Origin of the sequence: Vibrio xiamenensis, assembly GCF_900100015.1 — a bacterium.
Classification (GTDB): Bacteria; Pseudomonadota; Gammaproteobacteria; order Enterobacterales; family Vibrionaceae; genus Vibrio; species Vibrio xiamenensis.
This window is the reverse complement of sequence record NZ_FNDD01000030.1, coordinates 1-25,121: the sequence shown is the minus strand read 5'-3', so window position 1 is coordinate 25,121 and position 25,121 is coordinate 1. Positions and strand designations below refer to the sequence as shown.

At 41.9% G+C, this 25,121-nt stretch carries 25 protein-coding genes and 4 pseudogenes; 17 read left to right on the top strand and 12 right to left on the bottom strand.

Features of this window, described 5'->3' with window-relative positions:
• The first annotated feature begins 14 nt into the window (after positions 1 to 14).
• From BLS03_RS19680 to BLS03_RS19670, 3 genes are all read left to right on the top strand, one after another.
• Positions 15 to 500: a hypothetical protein gene (locus BLS03_RS19680; protein WP_093278082.1), complete on the top strand. Its 486-nt coding sequence runs from the start codon at positions 15 to 17 to the stop codon at positions 498 to 500.
• A 137-nt stretch (positions 501 to 637) separates the two neighbouring features.
• Positions 638 to 1,000 (top strand): S24 family peptidase, encoded by a 363-nt coding sequence (locus BLS03_RS19675; RefSeq protein ID WP_093278080.1) that lies wholly within the window; start codon positions 638 to 640, stop codon positions 998 to 1,000.
• A gap of 9 nt (positions 1,001 to 1,009) precedes the next feature.
• Complete coding sequence (locus tag BLS03_RS19670; RefSeq protein ID WP_093278078.1) at positions 1,010 to 2,278, top strand: Y-family DNA polymerase; 1,269 nt, start codon at positions 1,010 to 1,012, stop codon at positions 2,276 to 2,278.
• Positions 2,279 to 2,772: 494 nt separating this feature from the next.
• Here BLS03_RS19670 and BLS03_RS19665 read toward each other — a convergent pair whose 3' ends face one another.
• Positions 2,773 to 3,129, bottom strand: a complete 357-nt coding sequence (locus tag BLS03_RS19665; RefSeq protein WP_143015660.1) for a hypothetical protein — start codon at positions 3,127 to 3,129, stop codon at positions 2,773 to 2,775.
• Positions 3,130 to 3,455: 326 nt separating this feature from the next.
• On the opposite strand from BLS03_RS19665, the gene BLS03_RS19660 reads away from it, so the two are divergent.
• From BLS03_RS19660 to BLS03_RS19635, 6 genes and pseudogenes are all read left to right on the top strand, one after another.
• On the top strand, positions 3,456 to 4,649 hold the full coding sequence (locus BLS03_RS19660; protein ID WP_176765641.1) for a competence protein CoiA family protein: 1,194 nt from the start codon (positions 3,456 to 3,458) through the stop codon (positions 4,647 to 4,649).
• Positions 4,650 to 5,325: 676 nt separating this feature from the next.
• Positions 5,326 to 5,625, top strand: a pseudogene (locus tag BLS03_RS26235) (tetratricopeptide repeat protein); the annotation flags it as partial.
• Between the two features lie 126 nt (positions 5,626 to 5,751).
• A pseudogene (locus tag BLS03_RS26230) lies at positions 5,752 to 6,060 on the top strand (S-type Pyocin domain-containing protein); the annotation flags it as partial.
• Complete coding sequence (locus BLS03_RS19645) at positions 6,057 to 6,311, top strand: bacteriocin immunity protein (RefSeq protein ID WP_093278069.1); 255 nt, start codon at positions 6,057 to 6,059, stop codon at positions 6,309 to 6,311. The pseudogene BLS03_RS26230 and the gene BLS03_RS19645, both read left to right, overlap by 4 nt.
• A 27-nt stretch (positions 6,312 to 6,338) precedes the next feature.
• Positions 6,339 to 6,794, top strand: coding sequence for a regulator of G-protein signaling domain-containing protein (locus BLS03_RS19640; RefSeq protein ID WP_093278067.1), 456 nt, complete (start codon positions 6,339 to 6,341; stop codon positions 6,792 to 6,794).
• A gap of 293 nt (positions 6,795 to 7,087) precedes the next feature.
• Positions 7,088 to 7,543, top strand: coding sequence for a hypothetical protein (locus tag BLS03_RS19635; RefSeq protein WP_143015659.1), 456 nt, complete (start codon positions 7,088 to 7,090; stop codon positions 7,541 to 7,543).
• Positions 7,544 to 7,552: 9 nt separating this feature from the next.
• Here the strand turns inward: BLS03_RS19635 and BLS03_RS19630 are convergent, their stop codons facing one another.
• The 3 genes from BLS03_RS19630 to BLS03_RS19620 form a co-directional block, all read right to left on the bottom strand.
• Complete coding sequence (locus BLS03_RS19630) at positions 7,553 to 8,347, bottom strand: tyrosine-type recombinase/integrase (protein ID WP_093278063.1); 795 nt, start codon at positions 8,345 to 8,347, stop codon at positions 7,553 to 7,555.
• 306 nt (positions 8,348 to 8,653) lie between these two features.
• Positions 8,654 to 9,760 (bottom strand): hypothetical protein, encoded by a 1,107-nt coding sequence (locus tag BLS03_RS19625; RefSeq protein WP_093278061.1) that lies wholly within the window; start codon positions 9,758 to 9,760, stop codon positions 8,654 to 8,656.
• 260 nt (positions 9,761 to 10,020) lie between these two features.
• Positions 10,021 to 10,740, bottom strand: a complete 720-nt coding sequence (locus BLS03_RS19620) for a hypothetical protein (RefSeq protein WP_093278059.1) — start codon at positions 10,738 to 10,740, stop codon at positions 10,021 to 10,023.
• A 568-nt stretch (positions 10,741 to 11,308) separates the two neighbouring features.
• Here BLS03_RS19620 and BLS03_RS19615 point away from each other — a divergent pair.
• Together BLS03_RS19615 and BLS03_RS19610 are read left to right on the top strand one after the other, a co-directional pair.
• Positions 11,309 to 11,569 carry a type II toxin-antitoxin system Phd/YefM family antitoxin gene (locus tag BLS03_RS19615; protein WP_281241245.1) on the top strand — a complete coding sequence of 87 codons (261 nt, stop codon included), beginning with the start codon at positions 11,309 to 11,311 and terminating at the stop codon, positions 11,567 to 11,569.
• A 22-nt stretch (positions 11,570 to 11,591) separates the two neighbouring features.
• Complete coding sequence (locus BLS03_RS19610) at positions 11,592 to 11,957, top strand: hypothetical protein (protein WP_093278057.1); 366 nt, start codon at positions 11,592 to 11,594, stop codon at positions 11,955 to 11,957.
• Between the two features lie 179 nt (positions 11,958 to 12,136).
• On the opposite strand, the gene BLS03_RS19605 is transcribed toward BLS03_RS19610, so the two are convergent.
• Positions 12,137 to 12,547: a nucleoside/nucleotide kinase family protein gene (locus tag BLS03_RS19605; protein WP_093278055.1), complete on the bottom strand. Its 411-nt coding sequence runs from the start codon at positions 12,545 to 12,547 to the stop codon at positions 12,137 to 12,139.
• 205 nt (positions 12,548 to 12,752) lie between these two features.
• The gene (locus BLS03_RS19600; protein WP_093278052.1) at positions 12,753 to 13,160 is read right to left on the bottom strand and encodes an H-NS family histone-like protein; all 408 of its coding nucleotides are present in this window, start codon (positions 13,158 to 13,160) and stop codon (positions 12,753 to 12,755) included.
• Positions 13,161 to 13,514: 354 nt separating this feature from the next.
• On the opposite strand from BLS03_RS19600, the gene BLS03_RS19595 reads away from it, so the two are divergent.
• Together BLS03_RS19595 and BLS03_RS25470 are read left to right on the top strand one after the other, a co-directional pair.
• Positions 13,515 to 13,784 (top strand): hypothetical protein, encoded by a 270-nt coding sequence (locus BLS03_RS19595; protein WP_093278050.1) that lies wholly within the window; start codon positions 13,515 to 13,517, stop codon positions 13,782 to 13,784.
• Positions 13,785 to 13,788: 4 nt separating this feature from the next.
• The gene (locus tag BLS03_RS25470; RefSeq protein ID WP_143015658.1) at positions 13,789 to 14,112 is read left to right on the top strand and encodes a hypothetical protein; all 324 of its coding nucleotides are present in this window, start codon (positions 13,789 to 13,791) and stop codon (positions 14,110 to 14,112) included.
• 62 nt (positions 14,113 to 14,174) lie between these two features.
• Here the strand turns inward: BLS03_RS25470 and BLS03_RS19590 are convergent, their stop codons facing one another.
• The 5 genes from BLS03_RS19590 to BLS03_RS19570 form a co-directional block, all read right to left on the bottom strand.
• A complete protein-coding gene (locus tag BLS03_RS19590) occupies positions 14,175 to 14,834 on the bottom strand; it encodes a hypothetical protein (protein ID WP_093278048.1) in 660 nt (219 codons plus the stop codon).
• A gap of 600 nt (positions 14,835 to 15,434) precedes the next feature.
• The gene (locus BLS03_RS19585) at positions 15,435 to 15,671 is read right to left on the bottom strand and encodes a hypothetical protein (RefSeq protein WP_093278046.1); all 237 of its coding nucleotides are present in this window, start codon (positions 15,669 to 15,671) and stop codon (positions 15,435 to 15,437) included.
• A 37-nt stretch (positions 15,672 to 15,708) separates the two neighbouring features.
• The gene (locus BLS03_RS19580; protein WP_093278044.1) at positions 15,709 to 16,449 is read right to left on the bottom strand and encodes a hypothetical protein; all 741 of its coding nucleotides are present in this window, start codon (positions 16,447 to 16,449) and stop codon (positions 15,709 to 15,711) included.
• A 522-nt stretch (positions 16,450 to 16,971) separates the two neighbouring features.
• The gene (locus BLS03_RS19575) at positions 16,972 to 18,366 is read right to left on the bottom strand and encodes a HipA domain-containing protein (RefSeq protein ID WP_176765640.1); all 1,395 of its coding nucleotides are present in this window, start codon (positions 18,364 to 18,366) and stop codon (positions 16,972 to 16,974) included.
• Positions 18,359 to 18,694 carry a helix-turn-helix domain-containing protein gene (locus BLS03_RS19570; RefSeq protein ID WP_093278040.1) on the bottom strand — a complete coding sequence of 112 codons (336 nt, stop codon included), beginning with the start codon at positions 18,692 to 18,694 and terminating at the stop codon, positions 18,359 to 18,361. Before BLS03_RS19570 ends, BLS03_RS19575 begins: the two co-directional genes overlap by 8 nt.
• Before the next feature lie 501 nt (positions 18,695 to 19,195).
• On the opposite strand from BLS03_RS19570, the gene BLS03_RS19565 reads away from it, so the two are divergent.
• From BLS03_RS19565 to BLS03_RS19550, 4 genes and pseudogenes are all read left to right on the top strand, one after another.
• A complete protein-coding gene (locus tag BLS03_RS19565) occupies positions 19,196 to 20,449 on the top strand; it encodes a hypothetical protein (RefSeq protein ID WP_226048957.1) in 1,254 nt (417 codons plus the stop codon).
• Positions 20,449 to 21,495 carry a hypothetical protein gene (locus BLS03_RS19560; protein ID WP_001118441.1) on the top strand — a complete coding sequence of 349 codons (1,047 nt, stop codon included), beginning with the start codon at positions 20,449 to 20,451 and terminating at the stop codon, positions 21,493 to 21,495. Before BLS03_RS19565 ends, BLS03_RS19560 begins: the two co-directional genes overlap by 1 nt.
• A gap of 101 nt (positions 21,496 to 21,596) precedes the next feature.
• A pseudogene (locus BLS03_RS19555) lies at positions 21,597 to 21,959 on the top strand (hypothetical protein).
• Between the two features lie 10 nt (positions 21,960 to 21,969).
• Positions 21,970 to 22,329, top strand: a pseudogene (locus tag BLS03_RS19550) (Arm DNA-binding domain-containing protein); the annotation flags it as partial.
• Between the two features lie 607 nt (positions 22,330 to 22,936).
• Here the strand turns inward: BLS03_RS19550 and BLS03_RS19540 are convergent.
• Positions 22,937 to 23,845 (bottom strand): hypothetical protein, encoded by a 909-nt coding sequence (locus BLS03_RS19540; protein WP_143015657.1) that lies wholly within the window; start codon positions 23,843 to 23,845, stop codon positions 22,937 to 22,939.
• Positions 23,846 to 25,121 lie beyond the last annotated feature (1,276 nt).

Below are 25,121 nucleotides of genomic sequence, written 5' to 3'. Positions count from 1 at the left end.
TCAAGGAATTTACCATGTTCGTTTTTGAAGATTCTAAATGCTGTGGAAGCTTCATTGCGTCAATCCCTACCATTTGGGAACCCAAACCTTACTTAACAGTATATTTTGGAAAGACGCAATTTGACGATCCTGAGTATGTAGCAAAAGAGTTTGCCAAGCTCTTTCTTCAAAAATATTACGGCCAAGTTCGTGGTGCCATGGTACTTAACGTACGCAAGTTCATCGAACGTTTGCAACCGGGGTGCGGTGTCACGGTTAGCGTCAGAAACGTTCGGTCTAAACCAACTATTGTCAGTACTTGGTCCGAGTTAGTCGTCAATGATAGTGACGACTATAAGGCGGTCAGACGTAAAAAGCAGACCTCTTTTAATCCAGATGATAAGTTAGAAAAGCTCCACTCAGCCAGTATCGATGCTGCATTTATCCGCGCCTCTACCACATTCTCCTTACTCGACGAATCAGTCCGCCACTTGGAATTTGATTTAGATGTCATCCGCTAGTAGCACAAAAGCTGATATTGATTCAAATTCATGCACTTGAGTTCCAATCCGGTATATTGAAGCATCTTAGTGGTTGACGTTCCGATTATCACTGCACATAATTAACTGTATATATGTACAGTATAAAGTGATCGCAGATGGCAGTTGTAAGCTCATTCGAAAGCCCAGCACAAGAATATGCTGCATTGAACAGTTTGAATTTGCACAATTTGATTGTCGGAGCCCACCAGCATTCGATCTTTTTTACAAAGATTGAAGGAAATGGCCTTAACCGAGTTGGCCTATTCCATGGTGATATCCTTGTCGCTGAACGAGCATATGGCAAGCTAAACAATGATGATATCGTCATGGCCATCGTGGATGGCGAGTTCGTGATTCGAGAATATCGCGATAGCTGTTTATATGCTGATAACACGAAACCAATCCACTGTGATGAAACCGTAGTTATCGAAGCTGTCATAAAGTGCAGCATTCGTTGCTTTCGGAAGTTGATAGCGTAGATTGGCTTTATGTTTGTAGCTTTGTGCGATGTTAACTCTATGTACTCGAATGCAGAACTCGTGTTTCGCCCTGATTTGCGCCATACCAGTGTCGTCGTCGCGAGTAACGGCGATGGAATTGTAGTGGCCGCAAATAGGCAGGCGTTAGAGCTAGGGGTGAAGAAGTTCAAGCCGGTATTTGAATATCGTCATTTATTTGATTCGGGGAAATGTACCCTTTTTTCGAGTAATTATCGTTTGTACGATGCGTTAAGTTCACGCTTCATACAGTGCCTGGACAACAGAGGTTTATTCTCACGCATTGAGAAGTACTCAATCGACGAATTATTTGGAGACATCCCTTCCTGTATAACCGAGCCAAATCAGCTATTTCAATTTGCAAGGCAAGCCAGAAGAGCGGTTTGGGATGAAGTGCGTTTACCAATTGGTGTTGGGATAGGGCGCTCATTTTCTCTCGCGAAATGCGCTAGCTATGTGGGCAAGAAGGTTGCTGGATATCGCGGTATTTGCGTATTAACACCCGAAAGTGAAGAAGACACACTGAAGCTTGTACCAGTGAATGAAGTCTGGAATGTTGGCCGAGCAACGACGACATTACTAAAAAATCGAGGAATATTTACTGCGTTGGATCTTCGGAGAATGCCGCTTGTGGACGCTCGAGGATTAGGAGGCGCGAATCTGCAAAGAACAGTGACTGAATTGCAAGGTAATCGAGTGTTTACGATGGATAGCTTTCCGGATGTAAATACACGAAAAGAAGTCTCATCAAGCATATCTCTTACTGTTCGTGCTAAATCACCAATTGAACTTCACCAGTCCTTAAGTAATCGGATTGCTACTGCAGCTGAAAAGCTTCGCAAATTGGGTTTTACCACGCGACACATGATCCTATTCGCTCGAACAAGTGCTTATGACACTTCGTCACAAGTAAACAATCAAGTGTCAGAATTTTTTGAATATCCGATCGACGATACTCGTGTTCTTATACGTGTCCTGACTGAACGTTTTCATGAGCTATACGAAGAAGGGACCGAGTTCTACAAAATTGGTTGCCGTTTGTTAGGCTTGGAATTATCAAAACAGCAGCAATTTGATCTGTTTGCACCCACTCAGTCATCTGAGTTGATGAAAGTGATGGATTCACTTAATGAAAAATTCGGCACTCATATTGTCACTGTGGCTGCACAAAAAACAGATACCAATGCTGTGATGCTCAGAAACCATCTCTCGCAAAATTACCTCACCGATTGGAAAGACTTACCGATCGTCAGGTGTTGAAGCCAGTATTTACAGCGTTTAGCCTCTATTTTAGTTTTTTACGCCCCATAACAAAGCATAGCCTTAGCGTCGCTGAAACCATAAGCTGGCCTAATAACCTGATATAAATCAATTAGTTAAATTCGGTAGAAAACCATACTCTGCCCCATTTAACGCTTTACTTGATTTTGATAATTGTAGTGACGGAAACTACTTACATATTTAAAAGTAACAGTGGTAGACCACAAATCAGCCTACGGCCACAAGCATTTGGTTACCAGATATATCAGCGTTACTAGACGTATTTGAAGAAATGGCATTGGCTGTTTGATATTGGCGAGTGTCGCTCTTCGCAGTTGAATCCGGGACAGACTCAATCATCCTTAAAATGGCTTTTAATTTCACGATAAATAGACTGAGTGACTACCTCTCGTTTAATTGCGATTAAGACGAGATGGCACGCCGCTCAAGCATACACATAGCACACTAATGTTCCGGCTCACTCAAGAAAGCCTTCACTTATTTGTGATTTCCCAACTCACCACTTTGCCGTTGTCTATAAATACATCGAAATTAGGGGAGGGAACGCCCCAACTTCTATAACGACCAGTTTTCGGTCTTGAATGTTCATATCGCCATATTACATTGACGCTTGACTCATTGTAATCATGAACAACGAAGGTTGGGCGGCCTACTGAATCTATTAATTGTTCTTCTGTCTGCCCTTGCCAAACCAATCCTTTTATTATTTTTTCTACAACTTCTTCATCGCCGTATTTATTAAGTAATTTGTTTTCCTTATGCAAAAAAAACATATTTTCTATAGTTAATGAAACTATATAGATAATAATAAATCCGATTAATGTGAACATAGTCAACTGAAAGTAGATAAGGATAGATACTAAAACAATGTTACCATATCAATAATTGGTAGTAACTGGTAAGGCCTTAATAGACACCAGTTTAACGTTGAAGCGGTAAAACAAACAACGGAAAAAGGTCATTGTTTGATTAATGCCGCCAACCGTTTAGGGACAACTAACGACCGCCTTTATGCTTAATGCTTAGGTAAAACGCTCCGGTCCGACGCCTTCCAAAGCTCAATTAGATGAAAGTGCCTAAATACGCGACATTGATGCTGTAAATGGTTTGCCTAATAAGAATAATACTAAGTAGTGGGGAAAATGCATTGGTGAAGATGACTAGAGCTTTTGACCAGGATGGTCATATTGTATCTATTGATCATGTAAAAAATGGTCAAAACTGTGGATGTACATGCATCGTATGCGGTAGATCGTTATCGGCTAAACAAGGCCTACGTAACGCTCACCATTTTGCTCACATAACTCAATGTAATTGCCATTGGTCCGGTGAAACAGAACTACATCTTTTGGCGAAAGAAGTATTACTGGCAGATAAGCGCCTATCATTCACGTGGTTGTCTCTGGATAACTCTCCCTATAACATCGAACTTCATTTTAGTGATGTACAGCAAGAAGTGACATTGGGCTCAATAAGACCGGATATAATAGGGATAACCACCGATGGTGAAAGCGTGGTTGTAGAAATTTGCGTTACGCACCCATGTGAAGACTCGAAGATCTTCGAATTCCGTAGGCAAGCACAAAATGTTATTGAAGTGTTATTGCCGAAAGAGTTATTAGCGGACGTTGACGTTATGAAAGTTGATTTTGTTAGAGATGCAATCGCTAAATCAGAAAAAAAGTGTTTATCTTTCAATCCTCTTTCTGAATTTTGCAAGTCTATGTATCAATTGAATGCCGACGTTATTAAAGACCAAGGGGCTACCTTAAGAACGATACGAAAAGACATCTCGACTGAGAGCCATAAACTTCAATTACTGAATAACCAGATTGTGGAGCTTGAGATGATCTCTCGAAGTTGGGAGGTAAAAGCTCAAGAGATTAATGAACGGGCAAAAAATTACGCTAACAAACTGTATACTGAAATTCGTTCACAAAAACATGTTAAGCAATATTTTTCTGAGAAATTGAAATATGAAACACTTATCAGTGAGCTAGTGAAAGAACACTCAAACGCCGTCAATAAGGCGAAACGTGACTTGGCAGAGTATGAGACTAAGTTAAAAAAAGATTTTCGTGACCGATTAAAAGCATCAGAACCCCATAGACTTAAACAGCTTCAGGATGAGCTTCTTGAATTTTCTGACGGTACCTTATTGCAAGTTGACCAGTATATCCAAATGATAAGCGAACGGTATGAAAATAGATTCGATGAACTGGAACGAAATTGGATTGTATTAGAGAGAAAGTTAGCTCGACTCAATGAACATGAAGTAAGGCCAGAATTTGTTCAGCCTGATAATAGAAAGTTACCGCCATTAAATCAGTACAAAAAGCTCCGCGGTTAACGTTTATAACGTATGCTAAAACCCAACAAAGCGTAACCCTCCGTCTAGATTGATATTGCCTATAAATACAGGCACATTGCAAATGCACTTTACTGTATCTGAAATAAAGAGCGTTATGGAATCTGGCAACCTCTCAGATAGTGCACTAGCGGCGACACCTTTTGTACACCGAGTATTAGCAGCAGCCCAGTGGAGAAGATGATTACTATCAGAGAATACTATTGGGAGCAATTTGGTCAGTCTATCATGGATACAAAAATCAACGTTCCAAAGAAATGTATAAAGATGAGCTTTAGTGAATTGCTAGTGTTAAAAGATAGATTGTACATGACAATGAAGGATGTAAAGGTAATGCTTGATTTGGTGGATAAAGAGTAACTAGCACTATCTATGAGAGTGGATCTAGCAATATCCTTCTATGTATTACCTATGTAATGCATGTGATATGAAACGTTTATAGCGCTGGGCGTTCTCGCTGCGCTCGGTTTATTCCGTAACTGTCGTTCCTCTCGCGATAACGAGAGTCGCTAATTTGCCTAAGCAAAAGCTGCTCTACATTCTTACCAGTAGCGCGTCTTCATAAAGGCATCTATTAAAATGAGATATGAAACCTTGAGCGTATTGGTGGTTATGTAACTATTAGGCGGTCTATAGGTACTTTAGGGTGAGTTACGATATGCAACGAAAGGCGCTAATAATTTTAGGATTACTATTTTCATTCAGCTGTGTTGCCAATGATGTGGATCTTTACACCAAACGGGCTGAGCAGGGGGATGCCAAGGCGCAATACAATCTAGGCGTGCTGTACACTTTCGGGGAAGGCGTGCTGCAAAATGATAAGGAAGCGGTTCGCTGGTATCAGAAAGGGGCAGAGCAGGGAGATGGCTACGCGCAATTCAATCTAGCGGCGATGTACGGGAATGGGCGGGGGGTACCGAGAAATGTCAACATTGGCTACGCTTGGACAATCTTAGCGGTCTATCATGGTTATGATTACGATTTGAACCAATATCCTTACTCTGTTGATAAAGCAAAAGCGGCTCTACGTTCCTGCGAACAATCACCCAACGCAAAGGCATTCGCTGCGCTCACCAAGACACTCATTCCATCTCAGATAGCTGATAAGTTAAGAGGTAAGGAATTCAGCAATTTTGATGATTTTAGGCGCGCTTTTTGGAAAGAGGTCTCTAAAGATCCAACATTGGCTGGCCAATTCAATCTTTCGAATATAAAGCGGATGAAAGATGGTAAGGCGCCCCGAGCAAGATTCAAAGATACGGTGGGTGGACGCCGTTCATTTGAATTACATCATGTCAAAGAAATTCAACATGGTGGAGATGTCTACAATGTTGATAACATAAGAGTTAATACACCTAGAAACCATATAAACATTCATAAGGGTAAGCGATGAGATTACATGATAGGTTAGAAGACTATACCGAGTCCGAATTTTTGGAGTTACTGAACATTATTATCAGCGCAGAAGGTTCTGATGAATACCAAGATGAATTACTTGAAAACTTTATCGCTACAACAGAGCATCCAGACGGCTCAGATCTAATTTATTACCCTGAAAAACCAGAAGATGGAACGCCAGAGAATATTGTTAGAATCGTTAAAGAATGGCGTCTATCGCAAGGTCTACCTTGGTTTAAGAGTTAAGTCGCTTTTTAACAGGTAACGGTGTCAGTGAAGCAACTAAGTAACATCATCATTTTAAGCGTCCTAGCAGGGTGCAGCTCGACAGCGATCAACAGTCAACAAGCGGCGGTGCAATTTGATGCTCGATACGATGAGTGTGAAGATCTGGGGATTCAAAATGTGGTGGATTTACCAGAAAGTCAATGGTTTGATTCCCTCTCGTTCAGCGACAAAAAGATCGTTGTAGGTTATCTTTATAACCTCAATCAACGAGCATGTACCAAAGAGGCAACGGAAGCACTCAGAGCCGCCCTTAAGCGTGATCCGAATGCTAAAGTCCAAGCCTGCTATCAGGAGTTTTTGGCTCCGATTAGTGAAGGCTTTGGGCAACGAGCGATTGGACTTGATGTGTCCAAGATTTTGGAGATGCAGCGTCAGTTTGATAAGCCATTCAATTTAAGACATATCCTGACCACGGAAAATCTTTACCCTAAACGCAGCTGAGTTTGAACCAAGAAATAGCATTATGTGGAAGCTTACCGAGTATATACGGTTACTCATTGTTGCCATCGGTTGCTCAGGGGTGGCATGGGCATTTTTCTTCTATTTACAGGAGCATATGTTTTTGGGACTACTGCTGTTACTACTCGTAGGCTATGGGACTCAACTCTATCACTTCGTCAAGAACAAGCGAAGCTAAGCGTGTTGGTTAAAAACGGTATTACACAGGTTTAATGCCATGCCATTGCTCAAAGGGTCGCATTAACTCGATGAACGTATCATAAAGAGGGAAAGTGATGTTTCGATGGGTTAGAAAAGCAATGTGTGCCGCTGGGGTTCTCACGACACTAAAAAAGACAGGCGTGGCTCCGGGCTTTGCGCAATCGCTTGTTGACGAACACATGCCGTATTTTGATGCCACGGCTCATGAGTTGCGCCATTTAGCAACCCAGCCGCGCAATATTATTGCGATGATCGGGCTCCTTCACTTGGTGACTAAGGCGTTGCAAGATGTTGATGATGAGAATCTGGTCCTTGATATACTCTCGCTTCAAAAAGCGCTCAGACTCGGGTACGAAATGTTGAAGTATCAGCTCAAAACCCGCCAGAATTGGCTACAGATCGCGCAGGGATACAACATCACCTTGCATCTTTTTCTGCGTGAGAAAATGATGTCTGAGGAAGAACTGATCGAAACATTTGAACCGTCTAAATTGGAATTCGACCACGATTTGCTTGAGAGTTGGCGTTAACACACGGGTCTAAAACATCACGTTGGGCGCGTTATGCGCATCGAGCGCGAGTAAATTTGTGTAGATCTCGGTGGTTTGCTTAAAGCGGTGTCCAAGATGCGCTTGGATCGCAGCTTGGTTAAACCCGTTAAGCACTAAGTGAATGGCGCACGAATGGCGCAAAACTTTGGGGGTTAAGGGAACGGTGAGCCGCAAACCGCGCTCTTGGCCAATCGCTTCAATCTCGGCTAACCAGTTGCGCGCGGTTTGGTCGCTGATCGGCGGCAGCAATTGTCCGGTCTTGCGTTGTTTCAGTTTGAGGCGATCTTTGGTGGTAAACAGGTAGCCTTGTTTGTTGCTGCAATGCGTGACAATGTAACGCTGTAGATCTTGCGCAAAGTGTTCATCGTAGAGCCGCACCAACCGATAATCTTCTTTCTTGCCTTGTCCACTGCGGTTACGCCGCTGTTGCTTTAGCGTTCTCAGCTTAATAAAGCTAAATTCTCGTCCCGTTGGCTCATGGCGCTGCGTTAAGACGCGATTGACGCGCACATCGAGCAGTTCATTAATGCGCGCACCGGTATTGAACAGCGAGAGCATCAACATGCGGTGATGCTCGCTGATCGGCAGTGCCGCCAGTTGGCGAATTTCGGGGGCAAGCAAATACTTGGGGAGATCCACGTCGGGCGTGTCGGTGAACAGTTGGCGGCGAAACGCCAAATGATAGTCCCAATCGGGTTGTGGCATCGAGGGCGTGAGGCTTTGAGCGCGAGGCGCCGCTGGATAAGTCGGTGTCACGGTTGGAAACTCGAATTCCCCTTTCACTGTCTTTGGCTCCTAAACGTATTGGCAGATTTATTGTTGCGGCAATGGGGGTTAAGCGCAAAAGATCTTTTCGCGATCCCATCAGCTTTGGAAAAAACTAAACAGTCAGTATAAAGCCAAAGTGGGGCGAGTGCATCGGAAAAGCGCACGATGGGCGAAACCCAACATATAGTGTCTGTCGTCAGCTGGTTAGCCACTAGATAGGGGAAAAACGGCGAAACGCGCTCAGCTTGGGTGTCTACCTGTATTGCCAAGCTGACCGTTACTGCCGTCATGCTCTGGATGGGGGATCTTGCGGTTACACTTCTAGCTTCTTAGCCTTTTTGGAATGGCTTGGCGAACTTCCCCGATTTGAACTCTAATATTGTTTGGCTGATCGATAGGGTTTAACACATGCAATTGATCTTGCAGATCGTACATAAATTCAGATACCGCTTCATTGTCATCGAGTTTTTTGAGTAGTTGATTCGTATTAGTCTCGGAATACACCTCACCGAAGAGAAAGTCATCTAATGTCGATTGGTTATCCAGTAATTCGCACAGCTTGTGCGATTGATAGAGCACTTCGATAATGTCATTCGCGCCTTTGTTGGCGCTGTAAAAGTCGGCAGCATCCGGTCGACAAAATTCAGCGTATACCTTAAATCCTAGTTCTTTTTTAGAGTGGAAGCCGCCACTCAACGTTGGCTGCTCTAGACCACAAAACTCATTAATCGCATACAAGATAGGCTCTAAACAATCCATCATCAGTGTGGGCTTAAAGATATTAGCAAACACGACATTACTAATCATTATATCCCCAGCTTTGGAATGTCGTGTGCATTGTAAGTTAATGCTAGCCGCGAGCTGTTCGACATTTTGATCAAATAAACGTAAGGGGGAGGATACCGAAGGCGATGGGGCGTTCTGATTTGATGCTGTTTGAACTGAGTCAATAGAATTGAGATGCTCCTTAAGCCAGTGGTATGCACTTTCGAGAGGATGCCCCTTTAAGTCATTAACATCCAGTTTGTACTTGTATAAGGAATAGTCATTACGTGGGGTATTCATTGGGAAGAGTGACTTGTAGAGGGTTGCCCGATCTCTAAAGACGTAGAACTCACCGTAGTCTTTTTCTAACCCGTCTAGCAGTTGTTCAAATTGCTGTCGATGGTCGCGATAGCGTGCAAAGTCTAATGCCGCTTCTTGTTTCGACCACATGAGGTTTTGTTTCTGGACGTTTTGTTTGTGTTGGTAGTGCAAAAAGAGGAGGGTGCCAAAGGTCACGATTGCCGCCAAAACTGTACCCAATGCCCCCACCCAGCTCGCGAGCATAGCGGACTCCATTTCCAGCTTGGTGAAGTCGACGAAAGCAAAATATCCTACAAACAAGCCTAGAAGTAGTGCCCCAACAAACCATAAAAAATCTTTCACCTTGCGTCCCTTCTGTGCCGGTTTGCGCCTTTGCCTAAATGTGCTCAGGTTTTATGAATCGAGGTGACAAACCATATTCTTTTCGTTGAATATTCAGGTATTAAGATAAACAGGTCAATTCGTAACAATGGAAATGTGTCTAAGTGCTCGTTCTACAGGAATGTGGGAAACCGATCAGCTTGGGTGTCTTCCGTATTGCCAAGCTGACCACGTTAGAGGGGAATGGAGACTTCGCTCCGTTTTCAAATGCTCAGTAGCGATCAGTATCCATCAATCGCGGGATGGTAATCGGGCAATTCATAACGCTCAAAGTCGTAGTTCCAATTCAGTCTTATTTTTCCATTAAGCCAGATTATATCGGAGCAGAAAAATGAGCTGATTGAATACTCGTCTGTAGAAGGGAAAAAGCATGAGCGTATCAAATCAACCGCCGCTTCGTATTCCCAGGGCGTGTCGCTGAGAAACTCTATAAATAGAGAGTGCACGGTACACCGTGATGGGTACACGGGCCAAGTTTGGCGATCCCACTCAGTAAAGCCTCGAGCCACGACCTCTTCTTTGCTTAAAATTCTTCCGCCGTGTCCTTCGACAAAGATTTTTTGCACATAGCCATCCTGTAATTCGGCGGTTGCCGTTTGATAACGTAGACCATTCTTGACGGTTATCTGGCTTACTGTCGCTCTAGGATCGACGCTAAACACGAAACTGTGCTTTTGATTTGGGTTGAGTTGCTTCCCACGGTTTCCCATGGCTTTTGTATAAGCATCATTGACGCCGTTGGTGCCCAAGTTAGGGTTCACAATATCGGACTGATGATTATTGTTTCTCTTCGTGGCCTGAAGGGCGTGGTAAGAAGAAAACCCCGCTTGTTGCGCAGCAAGCTCTAATGCTTGGGAGTAATTCACATTAGAATCACGTTGTATATGGCGAGCGGATTTTTGGATTTTCGTTTTGAGGATTTTTGATAGGTTACTAGACATTTTGGATTCCTTGTATTTCTATGATCAGCAAAATCCATCCCTAATTTTGTGACTATCAATATACAAAAAATATTTGTCTGTAATTAAATAGCAAAGAGTTATTTAGTGGTCCTCGAAAGGTATTCGCCGATGGGATGGGCAGGTTTCCACAAAACCAAACCACATTCTAATCAATAATTTGCACAAGTCAAAGGCGTTAGCGAACTTTCTATCTTCTCGCGTTGTCCTCCAGTCTCTATTTAGATCCGGTATCGTTCGGCTCATACCAAAGAAGGTTGCTTTTTATCGCTGATACCATTTGTTGCTTAGTCGGGTTCAAAGCCCAATGGAACGAAAACGTACGCTAAGCTTATTACCCCGTTTGTCCATACGCAGGGATATAGGTAGCGTTTTTGCACTGGGAAAGTCCATTGCTCAAAAAATGCACTTGCATGTGGACTAAATATAGTTCATATTTAGTCTTGTTGTGTTGTGTTGTTTTGGTATTATAGAACTGACGCTACAACGGGACTTGAATAAGAAGAAAAAGAAATCAATAAGTTATTTATCTAAGAGAAAGACGGGTTTTATGCATATGAAACTAAATGACACTATCACCAATACCCAAACGGTGAGCTATTTGAAGAAACACGCGGCAGAATTGCCTCTTGATGAACCGATGGTGATCACCCAAAACGGTTTGCCAAAGTACGTTGTGGAATCTTATGAAGATAAGGTGAAACGCGATGAAGCTATGGCATTGATGAAGTTGATCGCAATGGGTAAGCAGTCGATTAAGACGAACCCACAAACCATCGAGGACGTTGAGGCTTTTCTGTCAGACTACTAAATTGATAGAGGGCTTTGCCTAAATGAATGCAGTAACAGTAAAACAGATTATTTTTGCTCGTACGTTTAATCAAACTATGGGGCAATACATTGATTTTAAGTCACAATGGACTGATAAAGCTGACATTAAGCAGCGTATCGGTAGTGCATTGAACGACTTTCGGGGGCAAGTCAGCGAACAACCCCTTTCTTATGCGCGTATTCCAGAGTTAATCCCTTTTGGCATGCTCAATCTACGCCATGCCATTTTTGATGATATTCGATTCATCTATGATGTAGTTGATAACCCCGATGGTTCGGTTACGCTTGAGATTTTATTGATGCTTTCTACGAAACAGAGCATTGTAAAACAGCTTGAAAATTACTGTTTGTATTCGTTTTATCCCTGATTGGACGATCTAGGTGTGGTGACTGGCTAGCCGCCACATCGATCAAACTCAATATGTTTGAAATGAAAAATAATATTATATGGTAATTTTTTAAGTGAGCTGGGCATTACGTAATCTAACACGTTCTAACTTTGGTCTGCTCGATTTAGAAAAAACGTGCATGCAGTGCGATGATTCTGTCAAAAGTTTGGTAGTAATTTTCCCTTACTGAATTTGACCCACTTAACAGCGGAGAGCTCAGCGAGTACTTCTTGCGTAAAATCTAAACGGCTTTGGCACATGAACACGAACAAGTTACCAGAGTTAGATTCTGCCAAACTTATCATCAATTTTGCGGTATCCAGTCCTAGATCAAATAAGTGGTCAATGACGTAAGTTTGCGGTGATTCGGCATGCTTTAGTATTGAATCCAGTTCGGCGCCATTCACCAAAGTTGCGTTATTCCCTCGTTGAACGAGTTCGTTTGCCAACACTGATTTTCCAGAACCTGGCGCCCCAATAATTCCGATAATGACTGGCCCTGGATGTAAGTCTTGGACCAGTTCAGCCAGAATATCGGTATTTGTCTTAGGGGAAAAAATATTGAACAAGGAAAACCTCAGTGTAAACGCGTTCGACCAACGAAAATAAGCTTCTTTGAGTTCAAACGACTGACTAAATTTGGCTAATAATAACCAAGGTTGAGCAGGATACAAAGTTTCAGGTGGTATGTTTGTGGTGGAGGCCGATGAGAATTTTGAGTTGAGGATGATCTTGGGGTATTAAAAAGGCAGTCTTTAGACTGCCTTTATGGTGTTAAATCAAGAAATCGTCGATTTTGGCGCCATTATCTAACGCTGTTTGAATTGCTGAAGGAGTACGGCCTTGCCCGGTCCATTTCTTCTCAACCCCATCTGCATCAGTATATTTGTATTTAGCAGGGCGTGGTTCGCGCTTAGCTTTGCTCTTAGAAGTAGATTTGTTGCTTAGCGCCGCAATCAGCTCTTCAACATCGACACCTTGTTCTGCGATATCTTTAGCGATTGCTTCAAGCTTACTATTGCGCTCTGCTTCTTGTGCGTCGATTTTTTCCTGCTCTTCACGGCGCTCTTCAATCACGGTAGTAAAGCGAGAATATGCTTCTTCTAATTGTTCAAGAGTCAAATCACGAGCAAAAGCACGTAGGCTACGTAGGTTTAACAGAGTTTTAGCTAATTCAGTCATGGTATGTCTCACTCGATGAAAAATCGAAATAAAATTAATAATGTGTTCGAAAGATATAATTTATAGCAAAGAAAAAATTTATTTCCAGATAAATATTAGTTAGATGCAATTAAGTGTATTAAGTTTGATGTGTTTACTAAGTATCAAAAGAATAGAAATAATTTAACATATAGATCTCTGTTATCAATTATTAAAAATAGTAATCAAATGTTTCTTATTCGGCAAGCTAACTTATAAATAATCACCATATTTATAGGTTGTTTGAAACAATATAAACATGTGATTTTTCCTTATTTATTGAAATTGCTAATCTTAAGGTTCATAAATTTTGATTGAAAGTAGGAAAAAGTAACTATGGAATTGAAGGCGTCAGGATTTAAACGTATGGATAATGGGCATTACTTGTCGGCAGATGGACAGGAGTTCATGAGCATTTGGTCATTCAATCAAAGGTTCCATACCAAACTACCAACCTACGATACCGCAACAAAGCTAACAGTAATTGGCGCTCCTTATATAGAAGTTGCTGCGGAAATTTCAAAGGTGTACGACACTGTAAAAGCATTTAAGGTGAGCGATATTAAGCAGTTTGTGAGAGTAAATCGACCATCGTCAATTTGGTAGAGTATTGAAAGGTAGTCACTATGGCAGACAACCCCAAAGGCCAATAAGCGCAGAAACAAGATGGAGTATTACCATCGGGATTAGTTTCTTATTTCTTGCTTTGTTTGCTGAAGGTTTTTATTTAAGTTTCTTTTGTGGCTGGGGTGGAGTCGCCCTAGTTTATGGATTCTCAAAAGGGTATTTTGAGCGCATTCTTACTGAGCGTGATCGCCAGATTATGTGTGAGAACGCAAAACGATCTTCAGATGATTTCAAAAGAGAACAGGACTACCAGAATTATGTTCGCAGGTATCATGAGTTCAATAATCCAAGTAACGGCAGGAATTAAGAACTAATTTTGTCCTACGCAATGTATAAAAAAAGCCCTCCATTTCGGAGGGCTTTTAGATATTACGCGTTAAAAATTTGGTCGTTCCGGATAAAAATCATTGCTGGTACCCATTCTCCAGAGCCATCGCCGGCCCATATAGAGAAACTTTCATCAGGAATAACAATAGGTGTGTTGTACCCGGTATCACTCATTAGCTTTTGAGTGACTTCTCTTGCAGCATGTAGCGAGACAGTTTCCAATGTTTGTGCGTCAACAGGCGCAGTAAATACATCGATAAACTCAGACTCATATTGCTTGATATCCTCACAACATTTTGTAAATGAAAGGGGAGTCAAGTCATTACCCATGGCCGCTTTTGAGGTATAGCCAAGACTTTCACATTCACCCTGATCGCAGTTTAACAATGCGTCACAGAGTTCTGAAAGCGTAAAACCATCGTATTTGTCGTGAGCTCCACATTGCGCTAGTAGTTCCAGTGATACATACACTTCGACTTGTCGCGATGTAGTGCAAATCACACCGATGTTTTTCGTCTCTACCTCAATCAATGCGGCCATCAACATTTTAATGGTATCGCTGAGTTGTATGATCTCGGAAAGCGAGACAAATTCCGAACCAAACACATCAATTGCATTATTTGTGTTGAATAGGGCATCCTCTGCAATCGCTTGCTGGATATTGCTGTATCTGTGGTGAAACGCGGTCAGTTTATATGACATATTGTTTTCCTTGTATGTAGTAAATGCCAGTCAGTGAGCCGACTAATCTAAGTATCGGCTGTGGTGTTCTTGCATGATTGCCGAAATCCAAGAAAGGATTTCTTGAGCTTCTAGCGCGGTGACAGAGCAGGCCTGTTTCTTGGCAATAGCCTCTAGTCGTAGGATATTTACACCTTCGTACATTTCATCGAATGCTTCTTCTGCAGTACCGGCAAATACATGCTCGTTCCATTCGAATAGAAACTAAGATAGCGAAGGGTTGTCTTGATACAACTTATCAACGATCGCTTCGGAAAGCGGTTGTTTGAGCGGTTGAAAAAGATGGGTTGGGTGTGCGGATGCACGAGAGTTAGTTTGCATGGTGTTGGCCCTTTTTAAAAAGGGCATATCAAACCCAGCAGGGCAGTGATATGCCCTAACAGGGAAATAAGAAAGGTAGAGTGTTAGCCTTTCTTGCTGGTGGCTAGTTTACGGTCGCACCAAGACTCAATTTGTGGGGCATATAATGCCAACAAACCGAGAGCAACAGGTCCTGCGCAAAGTAGTAATACTCCAGTCATGTTATTTCCTATCTTCTTTGTACGTCATACAGTAATACTACTATCGCTTTAGCTGTTCGCCAAGGTTGGCTACCAGTAAACCGCAAAAATATAGGTTAATTACATCAAACGTCAAACCGTTGCTTTCTTGAATGCACAATACAAATGAACCTGTATATGCTGCAGTGCCAAGCTGGGTAAGATGTTCGCCGATTTTACCTTTCTTCGAGCGGAAATAGTGAACTGCTTTTTTGACGTACCGAAGTACTATGTGGATGAGTAGTGAGATTTCAATCATAGGTTCCTTATGTGTAGTAAAAATTGATGACGAGTCATCAATGGAGAAGACCTCCTATCCGTGCTGTGTTGTTTCGATAATAATCGAGGTACGAACACCATTGGGTGTGGAGATCGTGGCTCTTCAAGCTAATATCGTGGCGATACTTGTATGAAGTGCCGGCTTCAGTGTTAATAATCATGAACACTTTTTCGTAACCATAATCCTCTGTTGCATAACTTCGGATACGGCTCAATGCTTGCCAAGCGGCTTTGTCATACTCCTTCTTGTCGATGGGTGAATTTCTTAAAACATCGAGTTCTTTTGCTTCTGCCATTTCAATCACAATCGACTCAATATTCTTTTCCAAATCGTCCATCTTCGGCGTTGCTTTGGCACCATGGTTTAATGGTGAGATAAAACCATCAGCGAGATATTGGCGCACCATCTCGTATGTCATACGCGGTTTTGTTTCTTCGCGTACTTCCTGAGTTGGGATGTTCTCGATAGGCTTTGGAGTGAAGTGGACATATACACGATCTGAAAAGTAATAAGGACCATCAGAAATTCGCAAATATTCATCATTACCTTCATCATCAACATGCAATCGCACGATTAAATCGCGATAGTGCTTTTCCATGAATTGATGTACATCGGATATTTCCAGTTGCTGTGGATCTAGCACAACGACAGAGTCGTCAACGGCGCTGGTACGTGCAGACAGGGTAATGTAAGTGGCCTTCTCCAAATATTTCTGGATTCGGTTTTTTGCGTTTTTACGGATGAGTGAATAGGTCATTGGGAATTCCTTCTATGTAGTAAATCAGCGGTAAGCTGGTCAAAGGGTGAGAATGAAAGTTCTCGATAGGCGTCGCCTCGTTGAAGGTGTTTCTAGCCCTAGAGTTTCAGACTCCATAACAATAAGATATTGAGTGTGAGCCTTGAGTAGGAAAAGTGGTGGACAAGTAAGGTCCGTAATAATTGATATGAGAAATCACACGGATACGTGTAAAGCCCAGTCGTTGGGATGAAGTGGTTTTAGAGCAGCCTGGCCGCGGGAAAGGAGGTGATGCGTCAGCGTTAGCTGTTGACAATAAAAGTCGCATCTAAATTGTCATTTGTAGCCTAAATAGTACTGTTCATCAGGAAATATGCAAGCTTGATAGACAATCAGGTGCGTAAGATAGGGCACCCGTTTAAACGCCTGGCCCTGATAAATGATACTGTTAGGAGGCTCAACTTGATTAGTCAGTAGTTATATTGAGACCAGAGTTGGCAATCGATTAAGAATCTCCTGCCAGTCTGAATTAGTACATGTATGCTAGAGAAGTTCGCTCATCTCAGGCACGCTACTGGCTTGCTCTAGCAAATATTGACACTGTTCTCTAATGAGGGATACACATAGAGTTATGTGTTGACGTTCATCATCATCGATATCTTGGGCTTCGGTTAGTGCTAAGGCTTCGTTAATCGCATTTTTTATAGCACCAACGGTTTCTACAATTACAGTTGCCATTCTTGTTCCTGAATAACCGAGTAAGGCACCAAATTCGGCTAAATCATAGCTTGTGATTGGATTTTGGAAGTTGCCTTTTGGAGGATTTTGAAAATCTTCGTTTTCCCAATTTCCAATCGACATAGCAAAAAATCGTGGGATGCTGGCATCTCGACCTAACTTCCCATTGTCTGAATTACGTTTTGTACCTTCTCGTGCAATGGCCTCGATATTGACTAAGTCATAAAAGGGAGTCAGTTCAAGCCCTTTTGGGGTGACGAAGAAGCTGATGTTTTTGCCATGAGCATCGTAGTTTTGAGTTGCAAGATTGAAGAGCATCCATTGAGCGAGTTTTAAGTTCGTTTTCACGGTATCTGTGGTTTTTACATTGACTAAGCGGGGAAAAGAAACACCGTCACGCATGTACACGCCATCTCCTTCATCACCGTTCTGACGTTCGTATTTATAACCAGGAGGTAAGTCGGTTGCCTGACACCCATCAATAATATGTTTTCGCTGGACGACGTCGCGAGCTTCGATATAGTCGCGATCAAAGCGCTCTACAATCAATGTTCTGCTTTGCCCAATACGCGTAAGTTCCACGTTAGCGACATCCAGACCTGTTATCTTTGCAAGTGTCATGCAAAAGAACTCATTTACAGCGATACATGGAGCCTTACCACTTTCAAATTTTAGAATGTAGTTCGAGCATAATGTACCTTCGCCAAATCCCCATTCACCATCGCGCTTAAGTAAATTTAGTTTGTTTTGAACACCTGCAACCGATAGGCGTACCTTTCCATCCCAATAGACTAATGGGGCGAGGTTTCTTTCTAGTCTTTCCACTAGCTCCTCACTAGGTACAGGCCTAAAGCTGGTTTGCAAGTGTTCGGAGCCCGGCACTCGAAAAGATAACGCTCCAGATGTTTCAGAACCGATCTTATGAATCAATGCAAATGTATTGTTTTTGGATATGGTTGTGCTTTGAATCATTTCCTCAAAGGCTTCTCCTTCTGGAAGGAGATTTCTGAGATAGTTTTCTATGCTTCTCGGGGTAGCCTGACCATCGAATGGGATATGTGGAGAAATAGGAAAGCCAACGCTTTTCCAAACGTCTTCGTAAATGAATGAGAACTCTGTCTCTGTGCCAATGGGAAGGATTAAACGGCCAATTTTAGTCTTTGTACCAATAAACACATCTAACTGTTGCGACTTATTCATACCAGCCGTCCTCATCACTTCTCAAGCTGTGCTCATTTTGGGATATGGTTTGTTTATGTGTTTGAGCAAACAGACTTAAATCTATGAGGCGTAACGATAGTCCCAACATATCCATGAGCATCAGTACGTTGGCGAAGGTTACGTTGGTATCGCCTTTTTCAATTTTCATGATAGTCCTGCGAGACAAATTGGCGTTTGAGGCCAGGTCATCGATACGCCAACCTCTATCGGTGCGCTTCGATCTAATGGCGTCACCTAGAGTTTCCATACTAAACTCGGTATTTAAGTCTGGCATAGGTTGTGCCTTTACCATTTTGCCTTTTTTCATAAGTTCCTTTTAGTGCACTTTTGGGTTTCTAACGTTTATATAGGAATATAAGTTCACTTTAGATCACTTTTGTGGTTTCTGTATAGGAAACTTATTATAAGTGCAATTAAAGTTACTTATAGGATTTTGTTCGCTAGATTTTTTCCCATTTCTTCTATCGGGATATTTGACTGCCTGAACAGCATGTTTGGTTAGGGCGACATTGAAATGGGCCAAAAGAAGACTTTTTGTGTCGCCATCGTCTGTTGGTGATAGACGTCGACGACGACGCGATAATTACAGAAACTACATCATGCAAGAAGTCAGGCAGGATAAGCCTTAGAGCGAGATTACAGGGCCAGTCTGGTGTGACCGACCCAGCGATCTAGGATTTTAGATTGGGGTTAATGTGATCAAGCTCAGTTAATAGAAGTAAGTAGCCTATAAAATGTTAAATCTGAATACAATAAGTATCATATGGAACAAGCAACATTTGTTTGGTTATATATATTACGGTGCCTTATGGATAATAAAACTCAGGGAGCTTGGGTTGTCAGCCATTCTCAAAAACTGAAGTCTGTACAAAATGCTGATAACGAGTTTGAACAGATTAATTTTGCTGGGAAGTGTGGTGTTTTGCTTTCTAGCATTTCTGCCGACAAACAAGACACAATGTCATTAGAAAGGTTAAAGGCCCTATCTAGAGCTGCTAATGTTAATATCAGGACTGAACTGCCCTCGATACTAGATGAATTAGAAAGACAGAGGCTGATATCAAGAGGCAGTGATGCAATCGAAGTTTTAGGTATGGGTTCTAATAGTGTCCTAGAACACACTTATCGAATATTCGAAGAGTCAGAACCGGAAAATAAAGAAAAAGCTTCGATTGTGTTGGCTGAACAATGCTCCCAAATTCCAATGGTTGAAAGTAGTGCCAAAGAGTTCATCGGTGATACGTTTAGAATCGCTAACAACGAGGTTAATACTCTTTTTCACAATATCGATTGTATAGGCTTGGTAGATAGCGAAGAAACATACTCAAACGAAAAGCTTCTCTTCAACGGAAACTTATTCCGAGGTAAAGACACGAAAAAATTGCACTCGCTAGTTAATTCAATGAGTCAGGAGGAATCAGTAAAAATCAATGAGATCAATGATCTACTTTCAAAAGAAGGTTGTATTGATGCCACAAAGGTGAGGAAAATACTAGGTGAGCCTTTGTATGCAAAAGCTCAATCCATCGGTATCTTCGATGTGAATGCCATTGGTAATGAAAGTGGTCAACATGAGTATGTAACAAAGCCATCGGCCTTCAACAAGTATTCAAATTCAACTGTTGAAGACGCATTCGATTTGGCTAAAGCATTTGTGACTTCCCTTACATACGGAATGCAAAGTAGTTCTAGCAACCGTGGCAGAATTCAGATGATAAATGCACTCTTAGCAAAATTAATTCGGGGAGAATGGATTGGCCCAGCGACTGCTATTGGCCAAGACTATAAGATTCTTGAATTGAAAGGGGTTGTAAAAGTCAGACCTGTGTCGGGTTCTCGTTGCGAAATGAAATTGCTGAAGAAAGAAGTGGGTAAACTAGCGCAAACTGTTATCAATGAAGGAGATGCTAGCACTCATTATCTTGAATCCCTTCCTAGTGCCGCAGTGACATCATACAGCTCTCCGGAGTCTAATAGACAATTGACTCGTCATAGACAAGATGCTGCTATGAAAAGGAATGTTGGAGAACTTTTGAATCAATTGAGGACAGGTAATTTTTGATGGCTAAACAAGATCTTAAAAAAGGTGAGTTGGCAGAAGAACGTCTGAGACTATATTTTCTAAACTTGGGCTATTTTGTTGTCCGTTCCATCAAAGCTGATTTTAAAGGTTTCGATATAACAGATGTAGACCTTTTCCTATACTCAAGGCCCTCTCCAATATCTAGAGAGAGGACCAACGTAGATGTGAAAATGAAACAGCGCCCCCAAGCTTTAGAACGAATTTTTTGGACAAAAGGATTGCAAGATGTTCTTGGTTTAGAAAAGTGCATAGTTGCAACTACAGATAAAAGAAGCCATGTCGGGGAGTTTGGCGCTAAGCATAATGTGCTTGTGCTAGATGGTAACTTTATGGGTAAACTTGATTCTACTGAGAGATATTCTTCTGACAGATTAACCGAAGAAGAACTTCTAGATATGATTGAACTATATTCTGTTGGGGAACTCGGTGGAAATTGGAAAAAGTGCTACGAACAGTCAAAATCTAATTTGCTTTTGAAGCTAAATTTTGATGGGGTTAACCATTATTTAGATATGGTAAAAAGAGTGCTTGAAGAATGCTCTTCAGGTTTTACCAGCCAAGCAACAATTAGGATGTTATATATATATACTTCTTTCTTTTTGATTGCATTAGATTATTCCATTAAAGACTATAGCTACAAAGACCAGCCGGATAGAGTGAGATTAATATCGGATGGTATTCGTTTCGGAGAAAAGGGAAAGGCAAAATCCCTTGAGATAATATCAATGTCTACGGCTTTGTTAAAATCATTTATGGCAAAAGAAGAACATGATTACGGTGCCATTGAACATGAAGTTTTATCCCAATTTGATTCTATACTATCTGACGATATTGCTGAATATTTAGGTAGTACAAAGCAAATGCAAAAATTATTTAGTTTAGCCATGAACTTTGAAAAGCATGGGTATGATAGGCAATTGCAATCTCCTTTAGAATTAGCGCCAGAATTGCAGTCAATCATTGGTCTTTTATGTGATTTCTACAATATAGATAGAAAGAAAATATTAATTAAATTTTCTAATTAAAAGTAATGCTAATATCTATGATATTAGCATTATTTCAACCGAATTATATTATTTATCGAACACATATTAACTCTATGATACTGATAATCATGGAGTTCAATATGATTAAGCTTACTAATCTTCAACAAATCACAACCCTACCAATCACCACCACCTTACAAGAACAAATCAAATCCATACTCACCGAACCATTTCACGATGCAGCAGAAACCCAACAGGCATGGGATGAGCTGCAATGTGAACTCTGGTTTCTCACATCAAAATCCGAACTATCTGCCGTCGTCGTCGACGATATCGAAATGCTAAAACGAGCACTGACCTAAACCGAATTCGAAGACGAGCTGGACTATGGAGCAGTGCTGACCCTGAGCATTGTCGAGGACAGTGGTAAGGGTATCTATCTACTGATGCCTAAGACACTACTCACCGAATTACGCCAATATTTCTCCATTGAGAATGACTAAGGAGGCAGTGATGCAATCCCGAAAATTCAAATTCAATAAACGTCAACTCGACTCACTACCACCGACGCCGCCGTCGAGCAAAAGTAAGGAAACAGGATACACAGACGAGTTGTGTTCTGGCCTTAAGATGATCGTCAACCGCCAAGGCCGGAAGCGTTTCTTGTTCAGGTACACACTGCACGGAACTAAGAAATCCATACAACTAGGCGAGTATCCAGCGCTAGACATCAACACAGCTCGCCAGATTGCCAATGACCATAAACGGGAAATTGCTCTCGGTAATGACCCTAAGGCTATTCGAGACGAAAAGCGCAGCGTCCTTACGTTCCAGGAGTTCTCTGAGCTGCATTACTTACCCTATGCCATGATGATGTGGAGGTAAAACCGAAAATTATGCGACTATTGCTGATAATAAGCCCGCACCACCTACAACAAAGGCTGGTAACAAATGGGAAAAAGTGAAGCGAACACCAGATAGTAAGCGGTAATACAAAAGGGACCATTGATGGTCCCTTTTTGATCAATCTTTGTCATATTTTCCAAATCCGGACTTAACTAAGTAAATATCTCGTTGATACCTATAGCACATCCATATGGCATGAATAAATAAAACAAGTTGGATCCAAGGTACAATTGGAGATGAGTTAAAGACCGATGCACAAAAGTACACTACAAAGTTAATTAGCATTAACGATAGAAGTTTTAACGTCCTGTAATTCACTCTTAATGTATCTAGTTTGCGCCCGTGAGACGCATCTGACATTCCACTTAAAATTGATATGTAGACCATCCCACTAGCAAGTGACCAGTCACCTGACTGAAAGAGTCCAGGCCAAAGTTGTGACCATGACATTATTGGAGATTGAAACATCACCAAGACCTTGATGGCAACCATGAGCCCAAGAGGTAACAATGTATATAGCACATTAGTTCGGGCAAAAACCTCCTCGTCATTGAGAGGTTTTTTTGGGACTACTTTAGTCATCTAAAAGCCTGTTCTGATGTTGAGTTGCCCAATACGGCTTATAGACTTCATGGATCTTGGCATTTTTTACTTTCGTTTCTTTACCATGGCGCCATACTTCATATTGAGAGTGCACCCTCATAGATATCAACCACTGAAACTTACTCTGGTATTCGTTGATAAAGCTCTTATCCAAGATAGGAGCTTCATACTGTAGGGCTGTTTGGTGGTTACGCACCAGCCATTTATCATCACCCTCTTGGACTGGTTTGATGATGCGAACAATTTCTTCACCATTATGCTCATATAGTTTGCTATTGAATATTGCATGAACACTCTTTGATACCTTAAAGTCCATATCGAGATTAACTTTGGATGTTGGGGCATAGCTATCATCGTTGTGTGCACTAACAGAGAATGTTTCACCACGCTTAGTTCTTGAATTACCAAGAGATACTTTCTTTGCCGCTTCTGCAATATCTACATCAGTAATAGCTTGTATCTTCCCTGCAAAAAAATCATCAGCTATTTCCTGTTTGATCTGGTTTGCTTTTATCGCTTCTGCAAAACTCTCATCTGACGCCCAGTCGCTGCGAAATTTATCATTTTGACGCTCCTCTACATTCCTATAGTACGTCGGTGAATCTCCATCTGAATCCCCACTGAACTCTTCTAGCAAGCCTGTAGAACTGCTGGCTAAGAACATTCGGCAAAAGCTAGTAATAACGTTCTTAATACTACCTTCTTTGAGTGATTGGATCTTGAGCCCGTCATACCCGTCAATTTCTAAGTTGTGAACAATAGCTTTCTCGATGACTTCATATGCTTCTATGTAATCAGCCATTGCTCTAAAAACGTTAGAAAGATCTTTTCTCGTTTTTTTATAGTCGTAATAGAACTCAATTGTTGGCGTAGTATTCATTCTGTACTTTTTGATTGTCACATTGGTTGCCTATTATTCCCGTATTTGTTTGTTTTAGTCAAAATAATGCACTGCATGGGAGTGATTATATGTGCCTGTCTTTCCACCCAAACTTAACCCTATTTTCTCGTCGGCGTCGTCGTACTAATCACACTCAACATTTCCCGTCGGCGTCGTCAGTAAAATCATGCGGGTAATCAGGTGATGTGATTTTGCTGGTGGATTTAGGCGTGATTCGAGGCAGGGTTTCTATGTTGATTGTGCAGTGAGATTGCGTCAGACCTTCGCTCATAATCGATTGGTCCGCAGTTCAAGTCTGGGAGGGGCCACCATATTGCATAAGGCTCGTAGAGAAATCTACGGGCCTTTGTCTTTTCTGGTCCGGTCGATATCCGGTCTGCGATTACTTCCGGTAAGCTCTGGTCCATTCGGTCAGCCGAAACACGCCACGTAGTCACCACAGAGTCACACTTCCTGTCTCAGAGTGATATCCACCATCAGAACCTTCTCTCGTCTGTACAACACGAATCAGAGCAGATACATACCACTCAACATCAGAACCGAACCCCAGAAAAACTTCGCGCTGGAACCAACAAAAATATAACCAACATTCTGTCCATTAGGTCCAGTTATTAATATAGATATGGGATGGATAGCTAGTTCAGTGGCGGGAAGGACACCTATGATCCTAAAGCTCCCAGAACTAGCCAGTCAGGAAAAAACAGCAATCAATGATGACCGATTACCCTCAGTGGTAATCGGTCTGTTATCTCTTAAGTGATTTAGGTCAGCAGTAAGCGACACTCAACCACAGCACCAGAAACAGCAGCTAATCACAGGACTGGTATTCATACTCGAACCGGAAAAACCAACGGCACATAGGATTACAGCGCGAATCTGGTATGAGTTAGGGTGTCGAGTTGGGTTAGTCGAATAGGATGTGAATCTAGCTGGTTACTGTCGGGACTGCCATGGCTGTCAGAATTGTCGGCACTGTCATGACCGTCGCAACTGTCAGGACTACAGGGTAAATATATCTACTGCCGCCGCCGTCGGCAAACTGGACGGAAAACCTAAATAGGAAATTTACATTAGGGTTCGTGTCCAGCTCGGTATCTAGCCAAAATCACAGCTAAAGACCGGATAGAGACCGGACCGACGACGCCGTCGCGATAATTACAGAAACTACATCATGCAGGAAGTTAGGCAGGATAAGCCTTAGAGAGAGATTACAGGGCCAGTCTGATGTGACCGACCCAGCGATCTAGGATTTTAG